19 protein-coding genes and 4 pseudogenes are annotated in these 23423 nt (G+C 70.8%); 12 read left to right on the forward strand and 11 right to left on the reverse strand.

The genetic code is table 11. The features are described from left to right. Positions 1-115 precede the first annotated feature (115 nt). On the reverse strand, positions 116-1072 hold the full coding sequence (locus AB0472_RS44940) for a ScbA/BarX family gamma-butyrolactone biosynthesis protein (RefSeq protein WP_366365378.1): 957 nt from the start codon (positions 1070-1072) through the stop codon (positions 116-118). Between the two features lie 399 nt (positions 1073-1471). Here AB0472_RS44940 and AB0472_RS44945 point away from each other — a divergent pair, with 399 nt between their 5' ends. From AB0472_RS44945 to AB0472_RS44955, 3 genes are all read left to right on the forward strand, one after another. Beyond that, on the forward strand, positions 1472-2206 hold the full coding sequence (locus AB0472_RS44945) for an HAD family phosphatase (protein ID WP_366365380.1): 735 nt from the start codon (positions 1472-1474) through the stop codon (positions 2204-2206). Between the two features lie 440 nt (positions 2207-2646). Further along, positions 2647-3312, forward strand: a complete 666-nt coding sequence (locus tag AB0472_RS44950; protein WP_366365382.1) for a ScbR family autoregulator-binding transcription factor — start codon at positions 2647-2649, stop codon at positions 3310-3312. Positions 3313-3725: 413 nt separating this feature from the next. Beyond that, positions 3726-4571 (forward strand): AfsR/SARP family transcriptional regulator, encoded by an 846-nt coding sequence (locus tag AB0472_RS44955; protein WP_366365384.1) that lies wholly within the window; start codon positions 3726-3728, stop codon positions 4569-4571. 52 nt (positions 4572-4623) lie between these two features. On the opposite strand, the gene AB0472_RS44960 is transcribed toward AB0472_RS44955, so the two are convergent. Further along, a complete protein-coding gene (locus AB0472_RS44960) occupies positions 4624-5895 on the reverse strand; it encodes an NAD(P)/FAD-dependent oxidoreductase (RefSeq protein WP_366365385.1) in 1272 nt (423 codons plus the stop codon). Between the two features lie 520 nt (positions 5896-6415). Between AB0472_RS44960 and AB0472_RS44965 the strand changes: the two genes are divergently transcribed. Together AB0472_RS44965 and AB0472_RS44970 are read left to right on the forward strand one after the other, a co-directional pair. Then, positions 6416-7423 (forward strand): EamA family transporter, encoded by a 1008-nt coding sequence (locus AB0472_RS44965; protein ID WP_366365387.1) that lies wholly within the window; start codon positions 6416-6418, stop codon positions 7421-7423. Positions 7424-7773: 350 nt separating this feature from the next. Then, positions 7774-8631: an AfsR/SARP family transcriptional regulator gene (locus AB0472_RS44970; protein ID WP_366365389.1), complete on the forward strand. Its 858-nt coding sequence runs from the start codon at positions 7774-7776 to the stop codon at positions 8629-8631. A gap of 120 nt (positions 8632-8751) precedes the next feature. Here AB0472_RS44970 and AB0472_RS44975 read toward each other — a convergent pair whose 3' ends face one another. Then, positions 8752-10665: a cellulase family glycosylhydrolase gene (locus tag AB0472_RS44975; protein ID WP_366365391.1), complete on the reverse strand. Its 1914-nt coding sequence runs from the start codon at positions 10663-10665 to the stop codon at positions 8752-8754. 94 nt (positions 10666-10759) lie between these two features. Then, complete coding sequence (locus AB0472_RS44980; RefSeq protein ID WP_366365393.1) at positions 10760-11515, reverse strand: alpha/beta fold hydrolase; 756 nt, start codon at positions 11513-11515, stop codon at positions 10760-10762. A 115-nt stretch (positions 11516-11630) separates the two neighbouring features. Between AB0472_RS44980 and AB0472_RS44985 the strand changes: the two genes are divergently transcribed. After that, on the forward strand, positions 11631-12320 hold the full coding sequence (locus AB0472_RS44985; protein ID WP_366365395.1) for a DUF6215 domain-containing protein: 690 nt from the start codon (positions 11631-11633) through the stop codon (positions 12318-12320). 89 nt (positions 12321-12409) lie between these two features. Here AB0472_RS44985 and AB0472_RS44990 read toward each other — a convergent pair whose 3' ends face one another. Beyond that, the gene (locus AB0472_RS44990) at positions 12410-13030 is read right to left on the reverse strand and encodes a hypothetical protein (RefSeq protein ID WP_366365396.1); all 621 of its coding nucleotides are present in this window, start codon (positions 13028-13030) and stop codon (positions 12410-12412) included. A 538-nt stretch (positions 13031-13568) separates the two neighbouring features. On the opposite strand from AB0472_RS44990, the gene AB0472_RS44995 reads away from it, so the two are divergent. Further along, the gene (locus AB0472_RS44995) at positions 13569-13895 is read left to right on the forward strand and encodes an Imm7 family immunity protein (protein ID WP_366365397.1); all 327 of its coding nucleotides are present in this window, start codon (positions 13569-13571) and stop codon (positions 13893-13895) included. 87 nt (positions 13896-13982) lie between these two features. Further along, positions 13983-14365, forward strand: a pseudogene (locus tag AB0472_RS45000) (transposase); the annotation flags it as partial. Positions 14366-14411: 46 nt separating this feature from the next. On the opposite strand, the gene AB0472_RS45005 reads toward AB0472_RS45000, so the two are convergent. From AB0472_RS45005 to AB0472_RS45020, 4 genes and pseudogenes are all read right to left on the reverse strand, one after another. Further along, on the reverse strand, positions 14412-15335 hold the full coding sequence (locus tag AB0472_RS45005) for a hypothetical protein (protein ID WP_366365398.1): 924 nt from the start codon (positions 15333-15335) through the stop codon (positions 14412-14414). Between the two features lie 209 nt (positions 15336-15544). After that, positions 15545-16392, reverse strand: a pseudogene (locus AB0472_RS45010) (transposase). Between the two features lie 113 nt (positions 16393-16505). Continuing rightward, positions 16506-16943 carry a hypothetical protein gene (locus AB0472_RS45015; protein WP_366365400.1) on the reverse strand — a complete coding sequence of 146 codons (438 nt, stop codon included), beginning with the start codon at positions 16941-16943 and terminating at the stop codon, positions 16506-16508. A 323-nt stretch (positions 16944-17266) separates the two neighbouring features. Next, entirely contained in the window at positions 17267-17512 is a 246-nt protein-coding gene (locus AB0472_RS45020) for a transposase (RefSeq protein ID WP_366365408.1), read from the reverse strand. 118 nt (positions 17513-17630) lie between these two features. On the opposite strand from AB0472_RS45020, the gene AB0472_RS45025 reads away from it, so the two are divergent. From AB0472_RS45025 to AB0472_RS45040, 4 genes and pseudogenes are all read left to right on the forward strand, one after another. Next, positions 17631-18191, forward strand: coding sequence for a PadR family transcriptional regulator (locus AB0472_RS45025; protein WP_366365402.1), 561 nt, complete (start codon positions 17631-17633; stop codon positions 18189-18191). Between the two features lie 75 nt (positions 18192-18266). Continuing rightward, a pseudogene (locus AB0472_RS45030) lies at positions 18267-19424 on the forward strand (epoxide hydrolase family protein). A 61-nt stretch (positions 19425-19485) separates the two neighbouring features. Beyond that, the gene (locus tag AB0472_RS45035) at positions 19486-19887 is read left to right on the forward strand and encodes a PPOX class F420-dependent oxidoreductase (protein WP_366365403.1); all 402 of its coding nucleotides are present in this window, start codon (positions 19486-19488) and stop codon (positions 19885-19887) included. A 74-nt stretch (positions 19888-19961) separates the two neighbouring features. Beyond that, the gene (locus tag AB0472_RS45040) at positions 19962-20411 is read left to right on the forward strand and encodes a DUF5959 family protein (protein ID WP_366365404.1); all 450 of its coding nucleotides are present in this window, start codon (positions 19962-19964) and stop codon (positions 20409-20411) included. Here AB0472_RS45040 and AB0472_RS45045 read toward each other — a convergent pair. Together AB0472_RS45045 and AB0472_RS45050 are read right to left on the reverse strand one after the other, a co-directional pair. Beyond that, a pseudogene (locus AB0472_RS45045) lies at positions 20400-20852 on the reverse strand (IS5 family transposase); the annotation flags it as partial. The gene AB0472_RS45040 and the pseudogene AB0472_RS45045 sit on opposite strands and share 12 nt — an antisense overlap. 103 nt (positions 20853-20955) lie before the next feature. Beyond that, complete coding sequence (locus AB0472_RS45050) at positions 20956-22986, reverse strand: NAD(+) synthase (RefSeq protein ID WP_366365406.1); 2031 nt, start codon at positions 22984-22986, stop codon at positions 20956-20958. Between the last annotated feature and the right edge of the window lie 437 nt (positions 22987-23423).

Genomic DNA, 23423 nt, shown 5'->3' on the forward strand with positions numbered 1-23423 from the left:
GCGTGGTCGCCCCGCCCCCCGCCCCCCCCCCGTGCGCCCCCGGCACCCCCCTCGCCCGCCCGCCCCCGCGCCGGGGGGGGCCGGCGGCAGACGTGTGTCACGGCGGCGCCCCGTATCAGGGCCGGACGACCGGCCCGCTCACTGTGGAGGTGAAGACGACCTCGCCGTCCTGCACGCCGGCGACGTCGACGGTCGCCGTGCCGTCGTCCCCGGCCGTCACTCCGGTGACGTCGATCCAGCAGGGGCTGTCGAGTTCGACGTAGCGGTTGAACGACGAGGACGTGCTCGCCGGGATGAGCGCACGGGGCGCCAGCCGCGCGCAGGCGGCCTGCCGGGCGCCTTCCATCAGGACCATGCCGGGCAGGTGGTCGCCGCCGTGGTCGAACAGGATCGGGTGGTCCAGGTCCGGGGTGAGCAGCCAGCGGTCCGGCGTGTCCGTGGCCGTCAGCACCACGTCGGTGGGAGAGGTGCGGCCCACCGCCGCCGGTGGCAGCGGGCCGGCCGCGACGGCCGGGGCGGCCGAAGCCGGCTCACCCGCGGGCCGGTTGGCGCGCAGCCGGGCGTAGACGGGCGGTGTGACGACGGAGTACCGCCCCTCCCCGTGGGCGACGGCGACACCGTCCCGGCGCAGGGTGAACCCGATGCCCATCCGGCGCGCGGAGGCCCGGCCGCGCGGTGCGGGGTCCGGGCAGGTCACGTCGAGCCGGAAGTCGGTGGGGCGGGAGGCGATCCGCAGCCGCTCCAGATCGGTGTGGCAACTGAGCGACCACAGCACGAAATGGTGGCCGAGCGGCACACCGTGTTCCGCGTGCGTCACGAACATGCCGGCCTGCCGAAACGTCTCTGCGGCCTGCAGCGGGTCATGGCTCGAACCGTCGGCACTGTTGAAGAACGTGTGGGCGCGGGGCCACTGTCCGGTGAGGGAGAACCGCAGCCCGTCGTCCTGGGCGGTGCAGCCGGTGAGGAACACCTCGGCGAGGGAGGCGCGGTGGACGTATTCCTTGGGGACCGTGGTGGTCAGCCGAGGCAGTATGGGCAGACCGACTCCGATCTCGCCGGCGGACAGACTCACGGATGACCCCCCGTCGGTATGCTCTTCGTTGGCTTGAATCCCTGTTCGACGCCTATAAGATACGGACCTACCGGTTTTCTCGGGTCGGCCACTAGGTAAAGGATTCACCAAGCGTGGTTCGACTCGATCCATGCGTGACTCCGCTCAATGGTGGTTTGGCCGAGTATTTTTGCGCTCAACCACGCCGATGGGCACGGTGGAAAACGGACCGACTGATGGATGCCGACGGCTCGTCGTGGACGCGGACGGCATTCGGATCGCTCTCTAAAAAAAACTGGCGGACGGTTTCGTCTGGCTGGATTCCGACGTGTTGACTCGCTCGCCGCGGCATCTGGGCCTCACCCCCGCTCAACGTCCCCTGCATGATTGTCGAACGGACCGCGAGAGGGAGTAACCCCGATGCAACCACTGCGCACCCTGCGCCTCGCCGCCGTCAACATCGACGGCGTCCTGCTCAACGACAGCTTCAGCCCCGTCCTGCACCGGCTCGTCCTCAAGTACGGCGGCACGTACAGCCGCGAGTTGGAGCAGCGACTCTTCTCGCAGTCCCGGCTCGCGGCCGCGAAGGTGCTGCTGGAGGAGACCGGCGCCGGGGTGAGCGAGCAGGAGGCCATCGCCGACTACTTCGCGGAGCGCGAGCACTACCTGCGCGACCACCCCGTGCACACCCTCGACGGCGCCGAGGAACTCCTGCACCGGCTGCGCGGCCTGGGCCTGGACGTCATCTGCTACGGGGGCCTCGACGAGACCCACTTCCACCGTCATCTAGGCGCCTGGGAGCACCTGTTCACGGCCCCTCACTACATCTGCACCGACGACTTCCGCCCCGGCATCCGGGAGATCGTCCGGGACCGCTTCGGCCTCGACTACCACCAGGTCCTCTTCATCGACGACGTCGCCCGCTTCGCCGGCCATGCGAAGGAACTGGACGTCCCCTTCGTCGGCCGGCCCAGCACCTTCGAACACGGCTTCCAGCGCGAGCTGATGCGTGAACTCGGTGTCCGGCATGTGGTCGGCGGCCTCGCGGAGCTCGACGAGGAGCGCCTGCGCACCCTCGACCGCGAGGCCGGGCTCGGTGCCGTGTGGCGGGACGCCGACTGCCTCGCCGATTCGTGCCCGACGCAGGCCGGGTGACCCGAAGACCACGGGGGAGACCACGGGGGAGGGGCCGCCCCGGCGAGCCGGGGCGCCCTCGCGCCGGGGGACGCGGGAAAGGAGGTGCCGCGGACCGTCGAGCGCACCGTCGAACCGTACGTCCGTCTCGATGCCGCCGCCGTCGAGTACACTCCGCTGTCCCGTGCCGCCGGTCCGGAGGAGGCCGGGAGGTCGCCGCCAGGCCGTGGGGTGACCGGGCGAGCTGCGTCACGGATGCCACATCTACCGTGGACGGCGGGCGCACCGCCTGGTGAACTGCCGGGACGGGCTTGCCGTGCCGACGCCCCGGCGCCGGTACGCGGTCGGGGCGGGACGACGGCCGCACCGGCCGGAAGCCGCCCTGTGCGGCCGAAGTGCCCGTCCCCGATTGGGGTAAGGTACGTCACGTCCGGTTTTGTTTTGACCGAGGAGGGGTCCCCATGGCGCGTCAGGAGCGTGCGATTCGGACCCGCCGCGCTGTTGTCGAGGCCGCCGCAGCGGTCTTCGCCGAACGCGGGTACACGGCGGCGACGATCGCCGAGATCCTGGAGCGGGCCGGAGTCACCAAGGGCGCCCTGTACTTCCACTTCGACTCCAAGGAAGCCCTCGCGCGGGGCGTGATCAACGCCCAGATCAGCGACGACTACTGGGTACCGCGCGAGCTGAAGCTGCAGGAGTGGGTGGACATCGGCATGACGCTGGCCCACCGCATCCCCAAAGAGGTCATTCTCCTCGCCGGCATAAGGCTCTCCGCCGACATCCAGGGCCGCTCCCTGTTCGGCAGCGCCTGGCCCGCCTGGACCCAGCTGGTGACGGACAAGCTGGTGGAGGCCAAGGAGCGCGGCGAGGTGCTGCCGCACGTCACACCGCGTGAGACCGCCGAGTGCTTCCTCGGGGCCTGGATCGGGACCCAGTTCATGTCGGAGGTGGTCTCCGACTGGACCGATCTCAACGACCGGATCTCCGTCCTCTACAACCACGTACTGCCGGCCATAGCCACACCCGCGGCCCTGATCCGGCTGGACACCGCGCCGGACCGGGGCGCCCGGGTCGTCGAGGAAGTCGAACGCCGTCGGCAGGAAGCGCCCGTTCCCACCGAGGCCTGATCAGCCTCGGGCCAAACCACCCGCCTGGTTTGCCACTGCGCCGAAGGTCACCCGCCGCCGACCGCCACCGTGCACCTTGGTGGCAGGATGCCGCGGCGACAGCTGCCCGGCGGGGCCTCCGGCACCGTCGGATCCGCCAATCGCGTTGCCTGTCACAGCACTTCGCGTGGCAATGCCGCAGGCCCAGAGGAAATCGGTTCACGCAGTTCCTCTTCCGTCGGGGACGACAGGGGGGCGTGATCGCCGAGCAGCTGCGGGCGGCCCCGAGCCCCGCAGGCCCTCTGCCGGCCCAGGGTCGAGAGCGAGCCAACCGGCCGGTGTGCGGTTTGACAAACCGTCCGCGCCGTTTTTGACTCGGGATGCCCAGGAACCGCCCCGCACCACCCACGGTGGCGGGCGAGCAGGGGGACGGCATGGACATCGGCATACTCGGCGCTCTCGACGTGCGGGAGAACGGCCTCTGCGTCGTCCCGACCGCGCCCAAGCCCCGTCAGGTGCTCGCCGTGCTCGCGCTGCACGCCGACCAGGCGGTCACCGTCGGCACGCTGACCGAGGAACTCTGGGGACGACGGCCACCGCGCAGCGCACGCCCCACCCTGCAGACGTACGTCATGCACCTGCGCGACCTCATCGCCCCGGCGCTGCGAGGAGCCGCCGAGGACGCGGGCAGGCGAACCGCCAAACAGGTCCTGCGCACCGTACCCGGCGGCTACCTGCTCGACAGCGGTCAAGGCTCCAGCGACGTAAGGGAGTTCGAACGGATCGCCGACACCGGATACCGGACCGGGGAGGCCGGGGACCGGTGTGCGGCGGCCCGGCTGCTGCGCACCGCGCTCGGCCTGTGGCGGGGTCCGGCCCTGGCCGACGTGACCGCGGGGGAGTACCTGAGCACCCGGATCCGGGGACTGGAGGAGAGCCGGCTGTGCGCGTTGGACCGGCGCATCGAGGCCGACCTGCTCCTCGGACGGTACCGTGAGCTGATCCCCGAACTCACCGTGCTGGCCGACCGGTACCCCACCCACGAGAGCCTGTGCGGCCAGCTCATGCTCGCCCTGCACCGCTCGGGCCGGCGCAGCGACGCCCTGGACGCCTACCGGCGACTGCGCACCACTCTGGTGCGCGAGCAGGGTCTGGAACCCTCGGCCGCACTCGGCCGGATACGGCAGGCGGTGCTGTCGGCTCCCACCGACGACACCCCGGCACCCACCGACGACACCCCGGCACCCGGTACGGCGGACCCGCTCGCCAGGATCGGCTGACGGGTCCGCCGGGACCGGCTGGCAGGCCTGCCGGGACCGGCCGACGGGCTTGTCAGGCGGCCGTGGCGTGCCGTGCGATGCGAACGGCGGCGAACTCCGTGCCCGCCACGAACCGCATCATCGGCCCGAACATCGGTGCCGCGAGCGAGCCGGTGAAGTACAGGCCCGGCACCGACGACTCGAACGTCCCCCGCAGCGCCGGTGCCTTGGAGCCCGGCACGCACGCCACGGCGTCCCGCACCGCGGCCGACAGGAACGGCAGCGCGTCCAGGTCCAGCCGGTAACCGGTGGCCGCCAGCACATGGTCGACCGCGAGGGACTCCCGCTCGCCTCCGGGCCCCACGACATCCAGGCGCACGTCCGGTCCCTGCACCACGGCGCCCGTGACCCGGCGTGAGGTGCGCACCGGTACGACGCCCTCCACCCGGTCCCGCAGCCACCAGCCGCCCGAGGGCCCGAGCGCCCGCCGGAACAGCAGCAGCCGGGCCGGCGCGGGCAGCCACCGCACGCCCCCCGGCGATGCGCACACCCCGGCCAGGATCCAGCCCGTGCCGAGCGGCGACGCCGGTTTGGCCACCCGCTGCGTCCAGGGCCTGGTCAGCTCCGGCGTCATGCCCCACAGCACCGTCCGCTCACGCACCAGGACCTGCGTCTCGGCACCCGCCTCGTGCAGCAGCGCAGCGCTCTCCAGCGCGGACTGACCGCCGCCGATGACGGCCACCCGGCGTCCCGCGTACACGGACAGATCCGTGTGGTGGCTGGTGTGCGACACCCGCGCCCGCGGACCGGGCCCCTCGGGCGCGAGCTGCCGCAACTCGTCCGGGACATGGGCGAGACCGTTCAGCCCGGTCGCCACCACGACGGCCGAGGCCGCCATCTCCGTCCCGTCGTCGAGCCGGACGACGAAGCCGGGCCCGGACGCCGCCCGTTCGACGGCCGTCACCCGGGCCGGCTCGACCTCGCCGACGTACCGCTTCTGGAACCACTGCCCGTACCGGACGAAGACGTCGCACGGGATGGGTGTCAGCTCGGTCAGTTCCGGCTCGCTGTGCGCACGCCGGAAGTCCGCCAGCGTGCCGCCGGGCTCCGGAGCCGACAGGTCGGTCGCGTCCGGCGTCGATTTCAGGTACATCCCGGTGGCCATGGCGTGCCGCCAACTGCCCATCACGTCACCGAAGATGCGCACCGGCGCCCCCGCCGCCCGCAAGTGGGCGGCCACCGAGAGCCCGTAGGGCCCGGCGCCGATCACGACGACGGGTGGCCGCCCGTGCCCGGGTAAAGCCTGCTCCTGGGCAGGGTGCTGCCCCGGAAGCGACTGCGTCATGCATTCCTCCGCTGGTCCGCTCGCCGCCCTCCCCTGGGCGACGCGACACTGCGGGATGGCACGGCCGGCGTGAAACGGCCGTGCTCGTCCCCCCTCCGCGGGTGAGTCTGTCCCACGGCCGGGCGCCGGGAAACGATAACGGCGCACGTTGGCGAAAACTTGGTCGAATCATACGACAAGTGACGTCAGGAGGGTCATCGACGTGCGGGGTCGGATGCCGACGATCACGGAAGCGACAGGATCGATCGACACGCCCGCCGGAGCCGAGGGCGGCGGACCGCTCGGTTCGGACCCCGGCCGGGGAGCACGGCGACGGGATGCCGGCGGGCGCCCCGGTACCATCGTCCTGTGAACACCTACTGGCACGTCGTTCTGCCGCCGCTCTGCGCCTGACGGGCGCACCCGCGACGGATCCGAACCCGAGCTCCCGGCCCTGCCGTCCAGGCGGCCCGGTGCCTGTGCCGTGCGCCCGTATCGAAACCAGTCCGCAGACGGTATTCGACGACGGAAGTTCACGACTGTGCCGAACGACACCACATCCCAGCCTTCTTCCGCATCCCGGTCATCCCGGTCATCCCGGTCTTTCCGTGCGCCGGCCGGCGCTGCCGCCGCGCGCCCGCGTCCCCGCCGCACCGGCCCGCTCACCGGACCGCTCCCGATCCTCGCGGCCGCCGTGCTGTGGGGCACCACCGGAACCGCCGGCTCCTTCGCCCCCGCCGGAGTACCGGCGGCCGCCGTCGGTGCCGCCGGACTGGCCCTCGGTGGCCTGCTCCTGTTCCTGACCGCACCCGGCAGCCGCTCCCTGGCCGGGGTCCGGGACGGCGCCGAACGCAGGTTGCTCGCCCTGGGCACCCTCGCGGTGGCCGGTTACCCCCTCACCTTCTACCCCGCCGTCGCGCGTACCGGCGTGGCCGTGGCCACCGTGATCGCGCTCGGCGGTGCCCCCGTCCTCGCCGGACTCCTCGCCTGGTGCACCCGCGGGTCCCGGCCCTCGGCCCGCTGGGCCGCCGCGACCTCGGCGGCCGTCCTCGGCTGCACGGTGCTCGTCCTCGGCCCGCAACTCGCCGGTGACGGCGCCCCCGTGGACGGGCTCGGCGTACTGCTGGCGGGGCTCGCGGGTCTGTCGTACGCGGTGTACGCCCTGGTCGGCGGGCAGCTCATCGCCCGCGGACACGCCTCCGGTGCCGTGCTGGGCGCGATGTTCGCGGGAGCGGCCCTGCTCGTGCTGCCGGTGGTGCTGTGGGGCGGCGCCGGCGGGCTGCTCACGGCGCGGGGAGCGGCGGTCGTCCTGTACCTGGGGTCGATCACCACCTTCCTCAGCTACCGCCTGTTCGGGCACGGCCTCGGCCACACCACCCCCCAGGTCGCGACGGCCCTGACACTGGCCGAGCCGGCCGTGGCCGCGGTCCTCGGTGTCACGGTCCTGGGCGAGCGCCTGCCGGGCGTCTCCTGGTGCGGACTGGCGGTCCTGGCGCTCGGCATCGTGCTGCTGACCGTTCCCGCCGACGCCGAGGGGCGAGACGCCTGACCGGCCGGGGGAGATGGGACGCCTGATCGGCCAAGGGAGGTGGGACGCCTGATCGGCCGGGGAGGGGCGGACAGTAACCGACCGCATGGTCTCTTTCGAAGTGTCTTCGAGGTCCAGATTCGGCCTGGTTCCGTGACCGATCCGAGGGTTCGGAGGGACCGGTAGATGCCCATCGGTCGCCGGAACGGCCGCCCTGTGCTGCTGTTTCGGCGACCGGCGAGAAGGGACGGAAGCCCCGTGGTCACTCCCCGCCGGCTCGCTGGAAACGGTCTGGCCGACCGCCTGTTGACAGACCGTCCGTGCTGTTTTCTACTGGCGGAGTGTCAGACGAGAAGGCTGGGGAGACGCGTGTGGACATCGGGCTGCTGGGCGCACTGAACGTCAGCCAGAACGGGGTCTCCATCGTCCCGACCGCGCCCAAGCCCCGTCAGCTGCTGGCCCTGCTGGCGCTGCGAGCCGACCAGGTGGTGCCCGTTCCGACCCTGATCGAGGAACTCTGGGCCGGTACTCCACCGCGCAGCGCCCGCACCACTTTGCAGACCTACGTGCTCCAGCTCAGGGAACTCGTCTCGGCGGCGCTGCGCCGGGGCGCGGATCCCGGGGGCGCGGCCGCCCGGTCCGCCAAGGACGTGCTGACGACCCTGCCGGGCGGGTACTCGCTCGCCGCCGGGGACGGCAGCAGCGACGTCCGGCAGTTCGAGCGGCTGTGCGAGGAGGGCTGTCGCGCCATGGACGACGGGAACGTCGCCGGTGCCGCAGGCATCCTGCGCCGGGCACTGGACCTGTGGACCGGCCCGCCCTTCACCGGCATTTCCACCGGGGCCCACCTGGCCATGGAGGCGCGGCGCCTGGAGGAGAGCCGGCTGTGTGCCCTGGACCAGCGCATCGAGGCCGACCTCCGGCTCGGCCGACACCGCGAACTGCTCGCCGAACTCACCGTCCTGACCAGCCGCTACCGCACCCACGAGAACCTGCACGCCCAGTTCATGCTCGCCCTGCACCGCTCCGGCCGGCGCGGCGAGGCCCTCGCCGTCTACCAGCAGCTGCGCACCCTCCTCGTCAAAGACCTCGGACTCGAACCCTCGGCGGGCCTGCGCCGCCTCCAGCAGTCCATCCTCGCGGCCGGCGCCGACAACCCCGCCACCCCGCTCCACCGCGACGACCTGACCGCGCCGGCACCGGGCGGGGGACTGGCCCGCGCACTGTGACCCTCCACGGGTCCCCGCGTTCGCAGACCGGCGCCGCACACCCGGGCCCGGACGCGGTGCGCGTCCGGGCCCTGACCGAGGTGGTGACCTCAGCGGCGGGGCGGTGACCGGCGAAGCCGCTCAGGACGGCAGGGGGACGCACAGCACGGCGGCCGGACCCTGTGCGCTGCCCACCCGGGTGGTGAAGGCGATGCCCGCGACGAGCTCCCCGGCGGCACACTGGCCCTTGTAGGCGCCGTACGCGAAGTCGTCGCCCGCGCCGTCGGCGGGGCGGTTGTCGGAGCGGTCGAACCACACCGTCCGGCCGGCGGCGTTCGGCGTGGCGCGGGCGGGGGCGCACAGGGCCGCCGAGACCCGCTCGCCGCGGCGGCTGTAGCCGATGACGAACTGGCCCGCCGGGCACTGGAACTTGGTGTACCCGGACGCCCAGTCGCCGCCCGCCGGGACGTACCGCTCGTCGGTGACCACCGTCTGGGCGTTGCCCGTGGCGCGCAGGTCGCCGGCGGTCGCGTCGGTGCACAGACCCCGTCCGCCGGAGTGCGCCAGACCGATCAGCCGCAGCCCGTCCGGGCAGACCGCCTTGTAGGCGCCCGAGTCCCAGTCGCCGCCCGCCCGTACGCGCAGGGACTCCACCTGGTCGCCGTGGTCCGTGGCCAGCATGCGCCAGGTCGTCCCCGGCTCGACGTACCCGGTGCGACTCGCGGAGTTCATGAGGTGGTCCCAGGCGGTGGCCCGCCAGTCGCCTCCGTCGAGGATGCCGGAGCGGTGCCCGGAGGTGTCGTAGTCCAGCAGCGCCCAGTCGTCGTGGCCCGCCCAGCCGACCAGCGGCCAGTAGGCGAAGTCGGCGTCGTGGTCGGCGAAGTAGTCGGTGACGTTGCCGAACCAGGTGCGGGCGGCGGTGCCCGTCTCGTTCGCGCCGATGCCGAACTCGCTGATCCACACCGGTGCGGTGTAGTGCTTGCCCTCCGTGGTGACGAAGAAGGCCTCGTCCGCGAGGGCCTGGTACAGCTGGTCGCGGGTCAGGTCCTGGTAGCGGGGGTCGCTGGTCTCGCCGATGCCGGTGGCGCCGCTGTGGTGGGGGCCGGTGTAACCGTAGAAGTGGGCCGAGTACACCAGCTTGTGGGCGTCGACGAGGGTGTTGGAGAGGGTGCGGACGGGGGTGAGCACGGGGCGGCCGTGGGGGAATCCGTCGACCGGCAGGCCGGTCCAGTTGATGCCCTCGATGACGATCAGGAGGTTCGGGTTGGCCTCGGTGAGAATGCGGTCGCCGGCGAGCTGGGCCGCGGCGTACCAGTCGTGGGCGTCGCCCAGGCCCCAGTTGGGGTCGTCGAGGACGTCACGGCGGACCTCGTTGTAGAGGTCCGCGCCCACGACCCGGGGGTCGGCCGCGTAGCGGCGGGCCATGAAGACCCAGTCGTCGGCCCACTGCTGGGTCGACTGGCTGCTGTTCCAGCGTTCGTTGCCGTCCACGCCGCAGCACCAACGCGAGGTGTTGGTGTGGTTGTTGAGGATGACGGCGAAGCCCGCGCCGGTGAGGGCGGTCACGACGGCGTCGTACACCTCCAGCGGGGTTCTACCGCGCAGTTGCGGGTTGGCGGCGACGGCGGCGTCCGGTACCGGGGTCGTCGTGTGGATCATCTCGTTCGAGAACGGCAGCCGGATGCTGTTGATGCCGAGTGCCTGGAAGTCGGAGAGGAGCTGGGACAGGGGCGCGCGGTCCAGGCCGAGGGGGATGCCGTAGGAGTCCTGGCCGGCGTGGTGGTTCGCGGGATCGTCGGTGCTGCCGCTGCCCGTCCAGGAGCCCTGTGCGCCGTCCCAGTTGGCGGCCTTGAGGCGGAAGCGGTTGCCCGCGGCGTCGACGATGTACCGGCCCCGGGTGGACAGCGGGGGCTGCCAGGCGCCGGTGGCCCGCGCGGCCGGTGTCTGTGCGGCGGACTGCGGATCGGCGGTGGCCGGGGCGGTGCCGAACAGGGTGAGAACCAGGAACGTGACTGTCAGGTACGTGACAAACCGGAACGATCGTGCGATCGGCATCGGCAGCAGTCCTCCGGGTGGATGGCCCGTGCGGGTGGATGTCCAGTGCAGGTGGATGCCCTGTGGGGGGCGAGGCACCCTACCAGGGCACGGATCAGCGCAGAAGCGGTTCGTCCGACGCGCAGGCCTCGGCCGTCCAGCCGTCGAGGTCGCGTTCGGGGCGCAGCAGCCGCCTGATGGCGGCGGCGGAGGCCCGGTGCCAGTCACGGCTGCGGCGGAGCATCGCGTGATCCCCGCCCCTGAGCAGCACCATCCCGGCCTGCCCACCGGAGCTGCGGGCCCGTCGCACGTACGCGGCCGAGTCGGCGGGAGCGGTGGTCCGGTCCCGGTCCCCGTGCAGGACGACGATCCGCGTACCGGCGAGATCGTCCACGGGGTCGCCCGGCGGGCACCAGGGTGCCAGTGCCAGCACCCCGTGCACCGAAGGGTCGGCCGCCGCGCGCAGCGCCGCCCGGCCGCCCATCGAGTGGCCGACCAGCACCACGGACGCGTCGCCGGCCACGCCGCGCAGTTCGTCGAGCGCGCGCAGGGTGTCCTGGAGCGGGTCGGCGGCGTCGTTCCAGCCCTGGTGGCGGTAGCGCACCTGGCCGATCAGCACGTCGCGGGGCGAGGAGACCGACGCGGCCGCGCTGACGAAGGGGCGCATGCGGAGCGCGGCCGGCTGCCAGGGGCGCGCCGGGCGGAGTCCGTTCTCCTGCCCGCCGTGCAGGACGAGCACCGCGGCACGGGTCCGCTCCCGCGGCCTGCGCCGCACCACCAGCGCACTCCCGCCCGCCTCGACGACCCGTCCGCGTCCGTAGGTCACCACGTATCCCCCCGCTTCCTCCGGCCTGCCACGTGCTCCCGCCATCAAACACTCCCAGAGGAACCCCCTGCCACCGGCCCGCATGCGCGGCGTGTGCCTTCCCGGTGAACATCCGTTAGGCTCCAGCGCGCACCGGGGACGCACGGCGGGGGTGGGGGACATGACCGAGAGCTTTGCCGAGCCCGAAAAGCGCGGCAGACCTGGGCTTCAGGCGATCGCGGCGGTGGCGCTGTTCGCGGCCGTCGTGGGTGCTCTGTGGGCGCAGAAGGAGTTCGTCCACCGCAAGGACGCGGTGGGTGAACCGGCGGCCTGCTCGAAGCCGGACGACCATCTGCCGGCCCGCTACGTCTCCGGCGGCCGGCTGTGCAAGGCGCTCAACCGCCCGGACCTGCCCGCCCTGCTGGGAACCGCGCACGAGCAGGCCGAGACCGCCCACGGCAGCGGGGAGTGGCTCACGCTCTCCGGGGGCACGAAGATCGCCGAACCCGAGGCGACGGTGACCCTGGAGACGTACTCCGTGAAGCTGACGGCGTCGTACGACCACATGACCGTCGCCACGGCGGGCACCCTGATGGGCGACGCCCGCCGGACCACCGTCCTCGGGCACCCCGCCGTCCTCTACTCCAGCCCGACCATCTCCATCGGATTCAACCTCGGTGGCGGCAAGGCGAGCACGGGCCCCGGCGGCACCGCGCGCTGCCTCCTGGTCGCGAACGACGGCAAGGACGACGGCCAGGGCACGTTCGAGGTCGCGCTCTGGCGGCAGGACGACGTACCGCCGGACGACACGGCACTGACGCGGGTCGCGGAGCAGGTGCTGCCGACCGTCCCCGGCTGGCACGGGCACTGACGGTCGCGGGACCGGACGGGCGCGCCGCCGGACCGGTCCGTTCCCCGGGCGTCCGGCGGCGGGGAGCGTGCCGACGTGGTGTCAGTCCCTCACGGGGCGACGGTCGTCGCGGAGGCGAGGCTGCCCGCCGAGGGGAGCGCGGGCAGCGACGGCAGTGCGGGCAGGGCGCCGAGGAGACCGGTGACCACCGCGAGGATGGGGGCCAGCAGCCCGGTGACGGCGCTCAGCACCCCACCGAGATCGAGCGAGGTCAGCGCGCTGAGCAGGTTCTTGACGGCGGCCTGGATCGCGTTCACCAGGTCCGAGACGGGGTCGGCGGCACGGGGCGCGGCGCGGTGCGCCCGGTCGACGGCACCGGCGTCCAGGTGCCGCAGCCGCTCCTGGACGGTGTTGCTCCACTCCCGCAGCGCCTTCGCGTAGGCGGTCGCCTGCGCCGGGTCGATGCGGGTGCCCTGCGCCGCGGCGAGGCCGGGCAGTGTGTCGAGCAGGGGTGTCAGGGCGGGGTCGTACTGCGCCGGGTCGATCGCGTCGAGGCGGTCGAGGAGCGTGGCGAGGTCGGTGCCGGGCGGCAGAGCCGTCTGCGCGACACCGGGTCCCGTCGCATCTCGGCCGGCGTCGGCGGCGGCGGCGGAGGCGGCCGCCGGGCCGAGGACCAGGGTGGCACAGACCAGCGGGGAGACGAGGAGGCCGCGGGAGGCAAGGGCGCGCATGGGTTTCCTTTCGAGAACTGCTGTCTTTCGCCCACCCTGGAAAGCGGGGTGCGGGCCCGCAACCGGTCACCCGTCGTGGCGCCCGCCGACCGTGCCGAGAGGAAGGCCCTGACCAGGAGGTTTGTCCCGCTGCTGGGCTCCGTCCGGGTGTCGGTCGGGTGTTCGGCCGTCAGGGTGCGCCCGGCGGTCGGCGCGGACCGCACATGCGAAGAGCCCCGTCCCTGACGGATCAGGGACGGGGCTCTTCGCATGGAGCGCCGGGCAGGCCTTGCACCTGCATCTCCCCACAGGAAGCGGGGCGTCTTTCCTTGGACCACCAACGCATCGCGCATACCCCGGAGTTGGGTGCCGCGCGCAAGATCGACTCTACCGCGCCCGGTGCACCGGCCGCAAACCGCCTCCACGCGGTGACGTCGCCAACCCCTCGTGCCACAACTTCCTTGGAGCGCATCTACTCCTCTGACCTTGACGCCACCAAGGCGTGTCCGGCGGATCATGCTCCGATCGGCACGTAGCAGGTCATCACCACGATCACTGGATGTTTGAGTACCACGGTTGGATCACGGTCAGGGAGACCGCAGCGGACCACGACGATGAGGCGGGCCTGCGGCGCATCGTCGATGAACTTGAGCTTCGCATCGCCCGGATGGACAGCCCGTACTTGCTTGATCTCAGGTGGATGAACGGTGAGCCGTTCGTCCACCTCGGCGGCCATTCCCATCACCGTTCGTCGCCGGATGTTGTGGAGCTGTTCGAGCATGTGGCCGTCGTTGCCCCTGGTTCCTACGGGCTCCTCCATGTTCGCGATGACGAGGATCCAGGCCACGAAAACGAGGTGCGCGTGCTCAGGCTCGTTCGGGGGTGATCGCGCACCACACTGAGGCGCTGCTGTCTCCGTTCCTCCCAACGGTGGAGGATCCCTTCACCGACTGAGGCGTCCTGGTGACTCCGCCTGGCGGCGCTGAGGACGATCCGCGCCGCCCGCCCGGACGGCGCCCCGATCTACGCGATCCTGGACACCTGTCCGCCCACAAGGGCGCCAAGATACGCCGCAGGGCCAAGAAGAACCGGGTGGAGCTGTGCTTCACCCCCACCTACGCGTCCTGGGCCAACCCGATCGAGGCCCACTTCGGGCCACTACGGCAGTTCACCATCGCCAACTCCCACCACCCCAACCACACCGGCCAGACCCGGGCCCTGCACGCATACCTGCGCTGGCGCAACAAGAACGCCCGGCACCCCGACGTCCTAACCGCCGAACGACGCGAGCGGGCCCGCATCCGCAGCGAGAAAGGCATCCGCTGGGGCGGACGCCCCCTCACCACCGCAGCCTGACGGACCTGCCGAACCTATGCGGTCGCAGCACCAGCGCCGTGCCGGATCAGCGGCGCTGCCCGCGCCGCCTGGGCGAGGGCGGGATGTCCACCGGCTGGGTGGTCAGGTACCAGGAGCCACCACCGGAGTCTTCTTGGACGACCAGGAAACCGGAGCGGGGCAGACGCAGCGTGCGGCGCCCGTCGCCCAGGCCGTACACGCTGTCGCCCTGGCCGCCGGGGGTGTTGTCGGGCCATGCGGGTGGGCGGCAATCGCAGCCAGGCCGGCTTCGCAGGCACCGGCACACGAACCGGACCTGCCAGATGGTGTCGGTCCGGAACTGAACGGTGAGCAACGCCGGGCCGCCTTTGTGACGGAGCACCTCGTCACCGTCGCCGCGCTGTTCGGCGACGAGTACGGGCGCGGCCGACAACGGGAGGACACGGGTCGACCACCGGTGGTCGTTGCTGCTGTTGACGGTGGTGACGAGCAGGTGGGTGGCGTCCGCGGGCAGGTAACAACGACCGTGGTACTCGCCGATGATCGAGATCGGACTGTCGCCGGTGTCGGTCCGACCCTCGGTGCGCGTCATGGTCTGGAGGAAGAAGTTGCCCTCGCCGGTGACATCGACCTCCACCAGAGCAGGACGGCCGGGCTCGGGACGGTCGATGAGCACCTCGCTCTTCCCGTCGCCGAAACCGGTCGACACGTGGCGTTCACCCGTACCGATGAGCGGCAGCGGGCGTCCGGAGGCGGCAGCCGACGGGAGGGCGTCGATCGGGACTGGCCGGCCATTGCGCCGGGCATCGAGGCGGATCATGGCGGCGCGACCGCCGCGCAGGGCGGTCAGTGCGTCAGGTTCCGTGCACGCCGCACTGGCCCGGTCGTACGCCTCCAACGCCGCCCGGTACTCCTTCAGGACGGCAGGGGTGGCGTCGGCGCCGTCGGCTTCGAACTCCAAGGCGGCCACCTCTTCCCCGAAAGCGGTCACCGACTCCTGTACCGCTGCCGGCAGTTCCCTTACAGAACGTTTCACCGCAGCAAGTCGGCGCCGACGCAACATCGGATAGAACCCGCCCACCCCCACACCGAGCAGGAAGCTCACCACATAGCCGATCACGCCCGGCATCCTCGCACGGGTGTCCACCTCTCGACTGCCCCTCTCACCGCTTTGATCACCAACCCGGCGAACCTTCCCGGTCACGGCACTAGCCCGGCCAATCCTTTGGCGGCTTGGAAGGTCTCCTCTACGGTCCAGCGGCGTCCGGCGACCTTGACCAGGGTGGTAAGCGGGACCGGGTGGGCTGAGTAGCAGCGGTAGAAAGCGAGTTCGCCGGTGTGCCGGTTGCGCCGGATGAGCAGTGACCGGCTGTCCGTGCTGCCTGAGGGATTGTCGATCTCGACCTGGGCCCAGTCGTAGACGCGGCGGCCCTTGGCGCCGCCTCCGGCCGAGAGCCGCTGCCAGGCCTTGCTCGGCAGGCAGCGAGCGAGCAGGCCTGCTTCGAAGACGCCCGCACGCGTGCGGATCGGCCGTTCGCGGGAGACGGCCAGGACGTAGCCGATCTGATGGCTCTCCAACTCGGCGCTCAGGTGGGGATCGCCGCCGTGGACCTCGTCACCGGTGACCCACGCGGCCGATACGCCGGCGTCCAGGGCCTGGGCGATCATCTCGGTGGCCAGGGCGGGCTTGGTGGCGAACCTGATCGACTTGGGCGTTCTCGATTCGGCCTTGCGGTGCCGGTGTACTGGCGTTGCACACCAACGCTCGCGGTGCCCTTCTTCAAGTCGCCGGTCTCGTCGACCACCAGGACGGCGTCCTGATTGCCGAGGTGCTCGACCACGAAGTCCCGTATGTCGTCACGGACTCGGTAGGCGTCCCAGGATGCACGGCTGAGCAGGTGCTGCATACCGGCCGGACCGGGGTCACCGACGTGCTCGGCGATCGTCCAGCAGTTCTTCCGCGGCAGTTCCGCCAGCAGGCCCAGTACGAAAGCCCGCGCCCGGCGGCGAGGCTCCACCCGGGCGAACCGGCCCGCCACCCGCGCCATCAGGTTCTCGAACACGGGCTGCCATCGGGCAGGGTCTACGCCGTGACCTGCGGCCACTGGGTGATCTTCGTCTGTCCGCGCAATCGACGATGATCAACGGTGGCCGTGTCGGTCTATGCCATCCAGCAGTACAGGCCCGCTTGCCTCTCACCGATGGCACGCGCGAGGCCGGCCAAGCCACTCAGGATCCAGGCGGCAATCTCCTGTTCGAAGACCTCGCCGTCCGCCGCTCGCTCCGCAACCCACAGCCGGCTGACCTCGACAAGCCGGTGCTCGTCAGCGGCGGCAAGCGCGTCCTGGAGGACCCGGGAAGCGGCGAGGACCACCGGGCCTTCACCGTCGCCAGGATCGGCAATGAACTCGGGTTCGTCAGCGGCGACGAGTTCTTCGAAGCTCCGACCGGTGAAGATGTTCTCCCACTCGATGAGAGCCTCTTCGGCATCGAAGTTGCCGAACGTCAGCGAGTCGAAGACGCTATCCGGGCCGCCTTGCGCGACGGCAGCGGCAGCCTCGTCGTCCGGCGCCACGAAGAACTTGATGACGGTGCTCACCTGGGCATACTGCCCACTCAACACTCGTGAGTCCACCCGTCGAAGGTCACCGGAGCGCAGCCGACCAGACCGAGCCGCCCGTGTGCCCGAACGCCAAGATCGAGATCCACAGCTGGAGTAGAAGTCATCTCAATCGGCGAGCGCGCCTTCCGAGTGTGAGAGTGAGGCTGCCCGGCCCTGGTGCCATGGCTTGACCGGGATGTGAGTCTTGCGGCATGGACATGGGGCGGGAGTCGCGCCGTCGTGGTGGCCGGAACGCCGACGGCAGCATGAATACTCTGCGTGTCCAGGATGACCAGGCTTGGGTCGGCTGATCGCCGTCTCTACTCCCGCAGTTGCCACCGCAACAGATCTTGGATGGTCTGGTCGGTGCCGTCGTCACGCCACGTGTAGAAGTGGTACTTCACCGCACCGGCGGGCGACAGGTCGTGGGGGAGCAGGTCCCACTGGCAACCGCTGCGGTTCTGGTACGGGATCACGTTCACGATCTCCCGCATCGCGTATCTGCCCTGGTGGCCGCTGACCGAGGGGCGTCCGGCCTTCCATGGCGTGATCACGGGCTCGACCAGGGCTCACTGCTCGTCGGAGACGTCCCTCTCCCGGAGCCGATGCTCTCAGCACATCGATAGGTATAGGTTGCCCATGAACAAGTACTCATGCAAGAGTAGTCGTATGTCATCGATCAGGTTGTTCATCCTCGACACGTTCGCGAGGAACGGCGAGATGCACGGGCATAAGGTGCGCCTCCAGGCCGAGCAGGAGCATCTACACCTGTGGACGGACGTGTCCGTGGGCAGCCTGTACCAGGCGATCAAGCGCCTGCTGGCTGAGGGCTTGCTCGAAGAGGTCAGGACCGAGAAGGAGGGCAATCTGCCCGAGCGTCAGGTGTACGGCATCACCGGCGAAGGGCGGCTGCGTCTCAAGGAACTCCAGTCGGAGAGTCTGCGCCACATCTGGATGAAGCCGGACCCGTTCGACCTGGCCCTCACCCGCCTGGACCCGGAGAAGCTGGACGAGCTCCACACGGTGATCGCATCCCGGCTGGATGAACTCGCCTCGATGCTCTCGGACACCGAGGCGCTGAACGCCAACGCCATCGACGGCGGCTACCTGACGGTGAGCGAGGCACTGGCGGTCAGTCACAGTGCGCGCAGGCTGCGCGCCGAAATCGCCTGGCTCCAGGAGGTCCTGGACGCGGTGCCCGAGATTGTCGCCGATGAACGGACCCGCCAGCCCGACAGTCTCTGAATCACCGGATCCCGCCCCCTCGAATCCGCCCGCGTCGCGGTCGGCGCGACCGTTGCCCAGTAAGGAGCCTGTCCCATGTCCGAACTCATCGAACCCTTCACACTGTCCGTGCCGGAAGAACAGCTGACCGACCTGCGTGAGCGGCTCTCCCGCACCCGGTGGCCCGATGCCGAGACCGTCCTGGACACCAGCCAGGGACCCCAGCTGGCGAAGCTCCGTGCTCTGCACGGCTACTGGCTCAACACCTACGACTGGCGGCGGTGCGAGAAGACCCTCAACGGCTTCGGCTAATCTCGCACCGTCATCGATGGTCTGGGCATTCACTTCCTCCATGTGCGCTCGCCTGAGCCGGACGCCCTCCCGCTGGTCATGACCCACGGATGGCCCAGCTCCGTCCTCGATTTCCACAAGGTCATCGGCCCACTGACCGATCCCGCAGTCCACGGCGGTGACCCGCGGGACGCCTTCCATCTCGTGGTGCCGTCGCTGCCGGGATTCGGGTTCTCCGACCGGCCTACGGAACCCGGCTGGGGATTTCCCCGGATCGCCGATGCCTGGATCACGTTGATGGGTCGGCTCGGCTACCGGCGATGGGGTGCCCAGGGTGGCGACCTCGGATGCGCGGTCACCGACGAGATCGGCCGCAAGGCCCCCGACGGATGCGTCGGGCTGCACCTCAACTTCGCCATGTTCCCGCCGACGCCCGACGAGATCCGGGACGCCACCGAGCATGAGCAGGCAATGCTCGACAGCGCCGCCTACTTCTGGGAGCACCTCTCAGGCTACGCCAAGGAGCAGGCAACCCGCCCTCAGACCATCGGCTACTCCCTCGCGGAGTCCCCCATCGGCCTGGCTGCCTGGATCTACGCGATGTTCCAGGACACCTGCGGCACGCCGGGGGACGCAGAAGCATCATTCACCCTGGACGAACTGCTCGACGACATCATGCTCTACTGGCTTCCCAACACCGGGACGTCCTCTGCGCGGACCTACTGGGAAATGGCGCGGTCGGCACGGCCCTCCGCGCCGAACGCCGCCGCACCGATCGCACTGCCCACCGGATTCAGCATGTTCCCGGAGGAGCACGTCCGGAAGTCCCAGCGCTGGGTGGAACGCCGCTACAGCAACGTCGTTCACTTCAATGAGCTCGAGGTGGGCGGGCACTTCGCGGCCCTGGAACAACCGGCACTCTTCGTTGACGAAGTCCGGAGCACCTTCCGTTCCTTGCGCTGAGCGCACCGCCGGCATCGGCACCTCCCACCGACAGCTTCCCCCCAAGGAAGGGCGATACGTCATGACACCCCTGCCCGGCGAACTCCTCGAACTGCTGAACCGGCCCAGCCCCTGCTTCATCGCCACCACCATGCCGGACGGCTCGCCCCAGCTCACCCAGACCTGGGTCGACACCGATGGCGAACACATCCTCATCAACACCGTCGAGGGCTACCGCAAAACCACAAACGTTCAACGCGACCCTCGTGTGGCCGTCAGCGTCGCCGACCCGGATGACACCTCCCGCTACTTCTCCGTACGGGGACGCGTCACCAGCGTCACGGCCGACGGCGCCGCCGAGAGCATCGAACATCTCTCCCAGAAGTACACAGGCCACCCCTACGCCTCGTACGGCGGCCCGGGCCAGACCCGGCTCCTGCTGACCATCACCGTCGACTCCGTCATCCATTCCCCCATGCACTGAGAACTTCTAACGAAATGAGTGGGCGCAGGTCCGGGCCACTGGGCAGCTGACCGGACGTGCGTCAAGATCGCTTCATGCTGATGGGACGCAACTTGGAGACCGCGGCGCAGCTGAATCTGGCTCTGTTCTGTGACGACGAGGGCAACAGCGTTCGCATCACGGTGCTCGGCGCTCTGCAGGGTGTGGCTGGAGGGCTCGCCGCGGAGGTCGTCGTTGACACGCCATTCGTCGCAGGACGCGTGAATCTCTCGCTGTGGCGGTCACGGCTGACTTCGTGGGGCGATGCCCTGGATCGTCTTGAGGCCGGCGAGGACATCGCCTGGTTGCACGTCCAGCGTGGACCGTCCGTCTTCATCCATCTCAGCAGCGGGCGTGACTGTCCTGAGGTGGTGGTTGAAGACGATCTCGCCTCCATGGTGACCGTTCGGGTGCCGATTGACCTACCGGCCGACTGGATCGCGACCCACCGGCGCCTACTCGGCGCCGTACTCCGTGCTTGGGACGACCACTTGTCACCGGAGTGAGCAGAGCTTCCGCCGCCAGATGAGGGAGCATCCAAGGCTGAGGAAGGCCTCGTGAATGTCGTCGCGAATCTCCAACGGATCCGCAGCCGGCGGAACCAGTGCAGGTGAGCGAAGGTGCGCTCGACAACCCAGCGTTGAGTTCCAAGTCCGGAACCGTGTTCGGTGCCACGCCGCGCGATCAGTGGCTTCACGCCGAGCCCGCGGACGAGGTGGCGGCACTTGTCATGGTCGTAGCCGCGGTCACCGAGCACAACGTCGGGACGACGCCGAGGCCGGCCGCGCTTGCCTCACGGAAGGCACTGTCTGGAGCAGTGGGATGAGCTGGGTGTCGTCGTTGCGGTTGCCGCCGGTCAGAGTGACGGCGAGCGGGATGCCGGTGGCATCGGTGATCAAGTGGTGCTTGCTGCCCGTCCTGCCCCGGTCGACAGGGCTTCGTCCTGTAAGTGGGTAGGTTCCCAGGTAAGTGTCGTGGGCCGCTCCGCCGCCACCTGCCTGGTCGTGCGACCGGTGGACGGCGGGCGGACCGGACCCGTGCCGCGGGCGGCTACTCCGGGACGCGCGCCAGGTCGTGCAGCCAGGCCTTTGCCGAACTGTCCGACGGGGCACGCCAGTCGCCACGCGGGGAGAGCGAGCCGCCGGCCGAGACCTTCGGCCCGTTCGGCATCGCCGAGCGCTTGAACTGGGCGAAGGCGAAGAAGCGGCGGCAGAAGTAGTCGAGCCAGTGCCGGATCTCCGCGAGGTCGTACGCCTGGCGTTCGGCCTCGGGGAAGCCGGGCGGCCAGGCGCCCGCCTCCCGGTCGTGCCAGGCGTGCCAGGCCAGGAAGGCGATCTTCGACGGCCGGAACCCGTGCCGCAGCACCTGGTAGAGGGTGAAGTCGTGCAGCGCGTACGGGCCGATCTTCGACTCGGTGGACTGCAGTTCCTCGCCCGGCACCAGTTCCGGGCTGATCTCGGTGTCGAGGATCGCGGCGAGGGTCTTGCCGGTCTCCGCGTCGAACTGCTCGCTGCTGATGACCCAGCGGATCAGGTGCTGGATCAGGGTCTTGGGCACCCCGGAGTTGACGTTGTAGTGGCTCATCTGGTCGCCGACGCCGTATGTCGACCAGCCCAGCGCCAGCTCCGACAGGTCGCCGGTGCCGAGCACGATGCCACCACGCTGGTTGGCCAGCCGGAACAGGTAGTCGGTGCGCAGACCGGCCTGCACGTTCTCGAAGGTCACGTCGTAGACCGGCTCGCCGGCGGCGAACGGGTGCCCCATCTCCTGCAGCATCAGCCGCGCGGTCGGCGTGATGTCCAGCTCGGCCGCGGTCACGCCGAGCGAGTTCATCAGCCGGTGCGCGTTGCCCTTGGTGTGCTCGCCCGTCGCGAAGCCCGGCAGGGTGAAGGCCAGGATGTCGCTGCGCGGGCGGCCCGCGCGGTCCATGGCACGGGCGGCGACGATCAGCGCGTGCGTGGAGTCGAGGCCGCCGGACACCCCGATGACGATCTTCGGGCCGCCGATCGCCGCGAGCCGCTGCTGGAGCGCGGCGACCTGGATGTTGTACGCCTCGTAGCAGTCCTGGGCGAGCCGCTGCGGGTCGGCGGGGACGAAGGGGAAACGCTCCACCCGGCGCCGCAGCCCCAGGTCGGCCGTCGGCGGGTCGAGCCGGAAGGCAACGGTCCGGAAGCCGCCGGTGCGGGCGGCGTGGGTGCGGCGGTTGTCGTCGAACGAGCCCGTCCGGGCCCGTTCCTGCCGCAGCAGGTCGAGGTCGACGTCGGCCACCGCGCACTGGTCGCCGAGCGGGAACCGGTCCGTCTCGGCCAGCAGCGCGCCGTTCTCGTAGATCATGGTCTGGCCGTCCCAGGACAGGTCGGTCGACGACTCGCCGAGCCCGGCCGCGGCGTAGACGTACGCGGCGAGACAGCGCTGCGACGCGGAGCGGCACAGCAGCTTGCGGTCCTCCGCCCGGCCGACCGTGATCGGGCTGCCGGACAGGTTGAGCAGCACGGTCGCGCCGGCCAGCGCCGCCTCCGCGCTCGGCGGCACCGGCACCCACATGTCCTCGCAGATCTCGGCGTGCAGCACGAGCCCCGGGACGTCCTCCGCCTCGAACAGCAGGTCCACCCCGAACGGCACGCCCTCGCCGCCGATCCGGACGGTGCCGCCCCGCTCGTCGTCGCCGGCGGCGATCTGGCGCCGCTCGTAGAACTCCCGGTAGTTCGGCGGGTACGACTTGGGCGCGACCCCGAGGATCCGGCCGCGGTGCACGAACACCGCGCAGTTGTAGACCCGGTTGCGGTGCCGCAGCGGGGCGCCGACGACGAGGACCGGCAGCAGGTCGGCCGAACCGGCCCGCACCGTCTCGACGGCCTCCTCGACCTGGTCGAGCACCGCGTCCTGGAGCAGCAGGTCCTCGATCGAGTAGCCGGTCAGGCCGAGCTCCGGGAAGACCGCCACCGCGACGCCCTCCTCGGCGCAGCGGCGGGCCTGCCGCAGCACCGCCTCGGCGTTGGCGCGCGGGTCGGCGATGACGGTGTGGCCCGTGCACGAGGCGACGCGCGCGAAACCGTGCTCATAGATCGACCAGAAGTTCAACGGGGCTTCCTCGGGAGAGCGGGAGGGACGGACACGGAGCGGATACCGGACAGGGAGCGTCGCCGTATCCGGGCACCCTCTCCTTCGACGGTCCGGCGAACGTCCTGCCCCCAGCAGCATAGATCGCCGCGCGATCCGGGCTGATCAGGGATTCTGCGCGGGCCGCGCGCCGGTCCACCGCGTACGGGGTGCGCACGGGCGCGTCGCCTGCCGGACCTGGGCCGCCCAGCGGGCAGGTGCCGGTCCGGAAGCCGGGGACCGGTGCGGACGATGCCCGGCGGCTCGCCGACCAGCAGCAGCGAGGTCACCACGGCATCGTCGCCGGTTCCGGCGGGCCGTGGCCCGGCGGGTGCGGAGGTCCTCGTGCCGGGGGTGTCCATGCCGACGACCATGCCGTCGCGGACGTGGATGACACCGCCCGGGGTGCCGGAGACCAG

This window comes from Streptomyces sp. NPDC086777 (assembly GCF_040702065.1).
Taxonomy (GTDB): domain Bacteria; phylum Actinomycetota; class Actinomycetes; order Streptomycetales; family Streptomycetaceae; genus Streptomyces.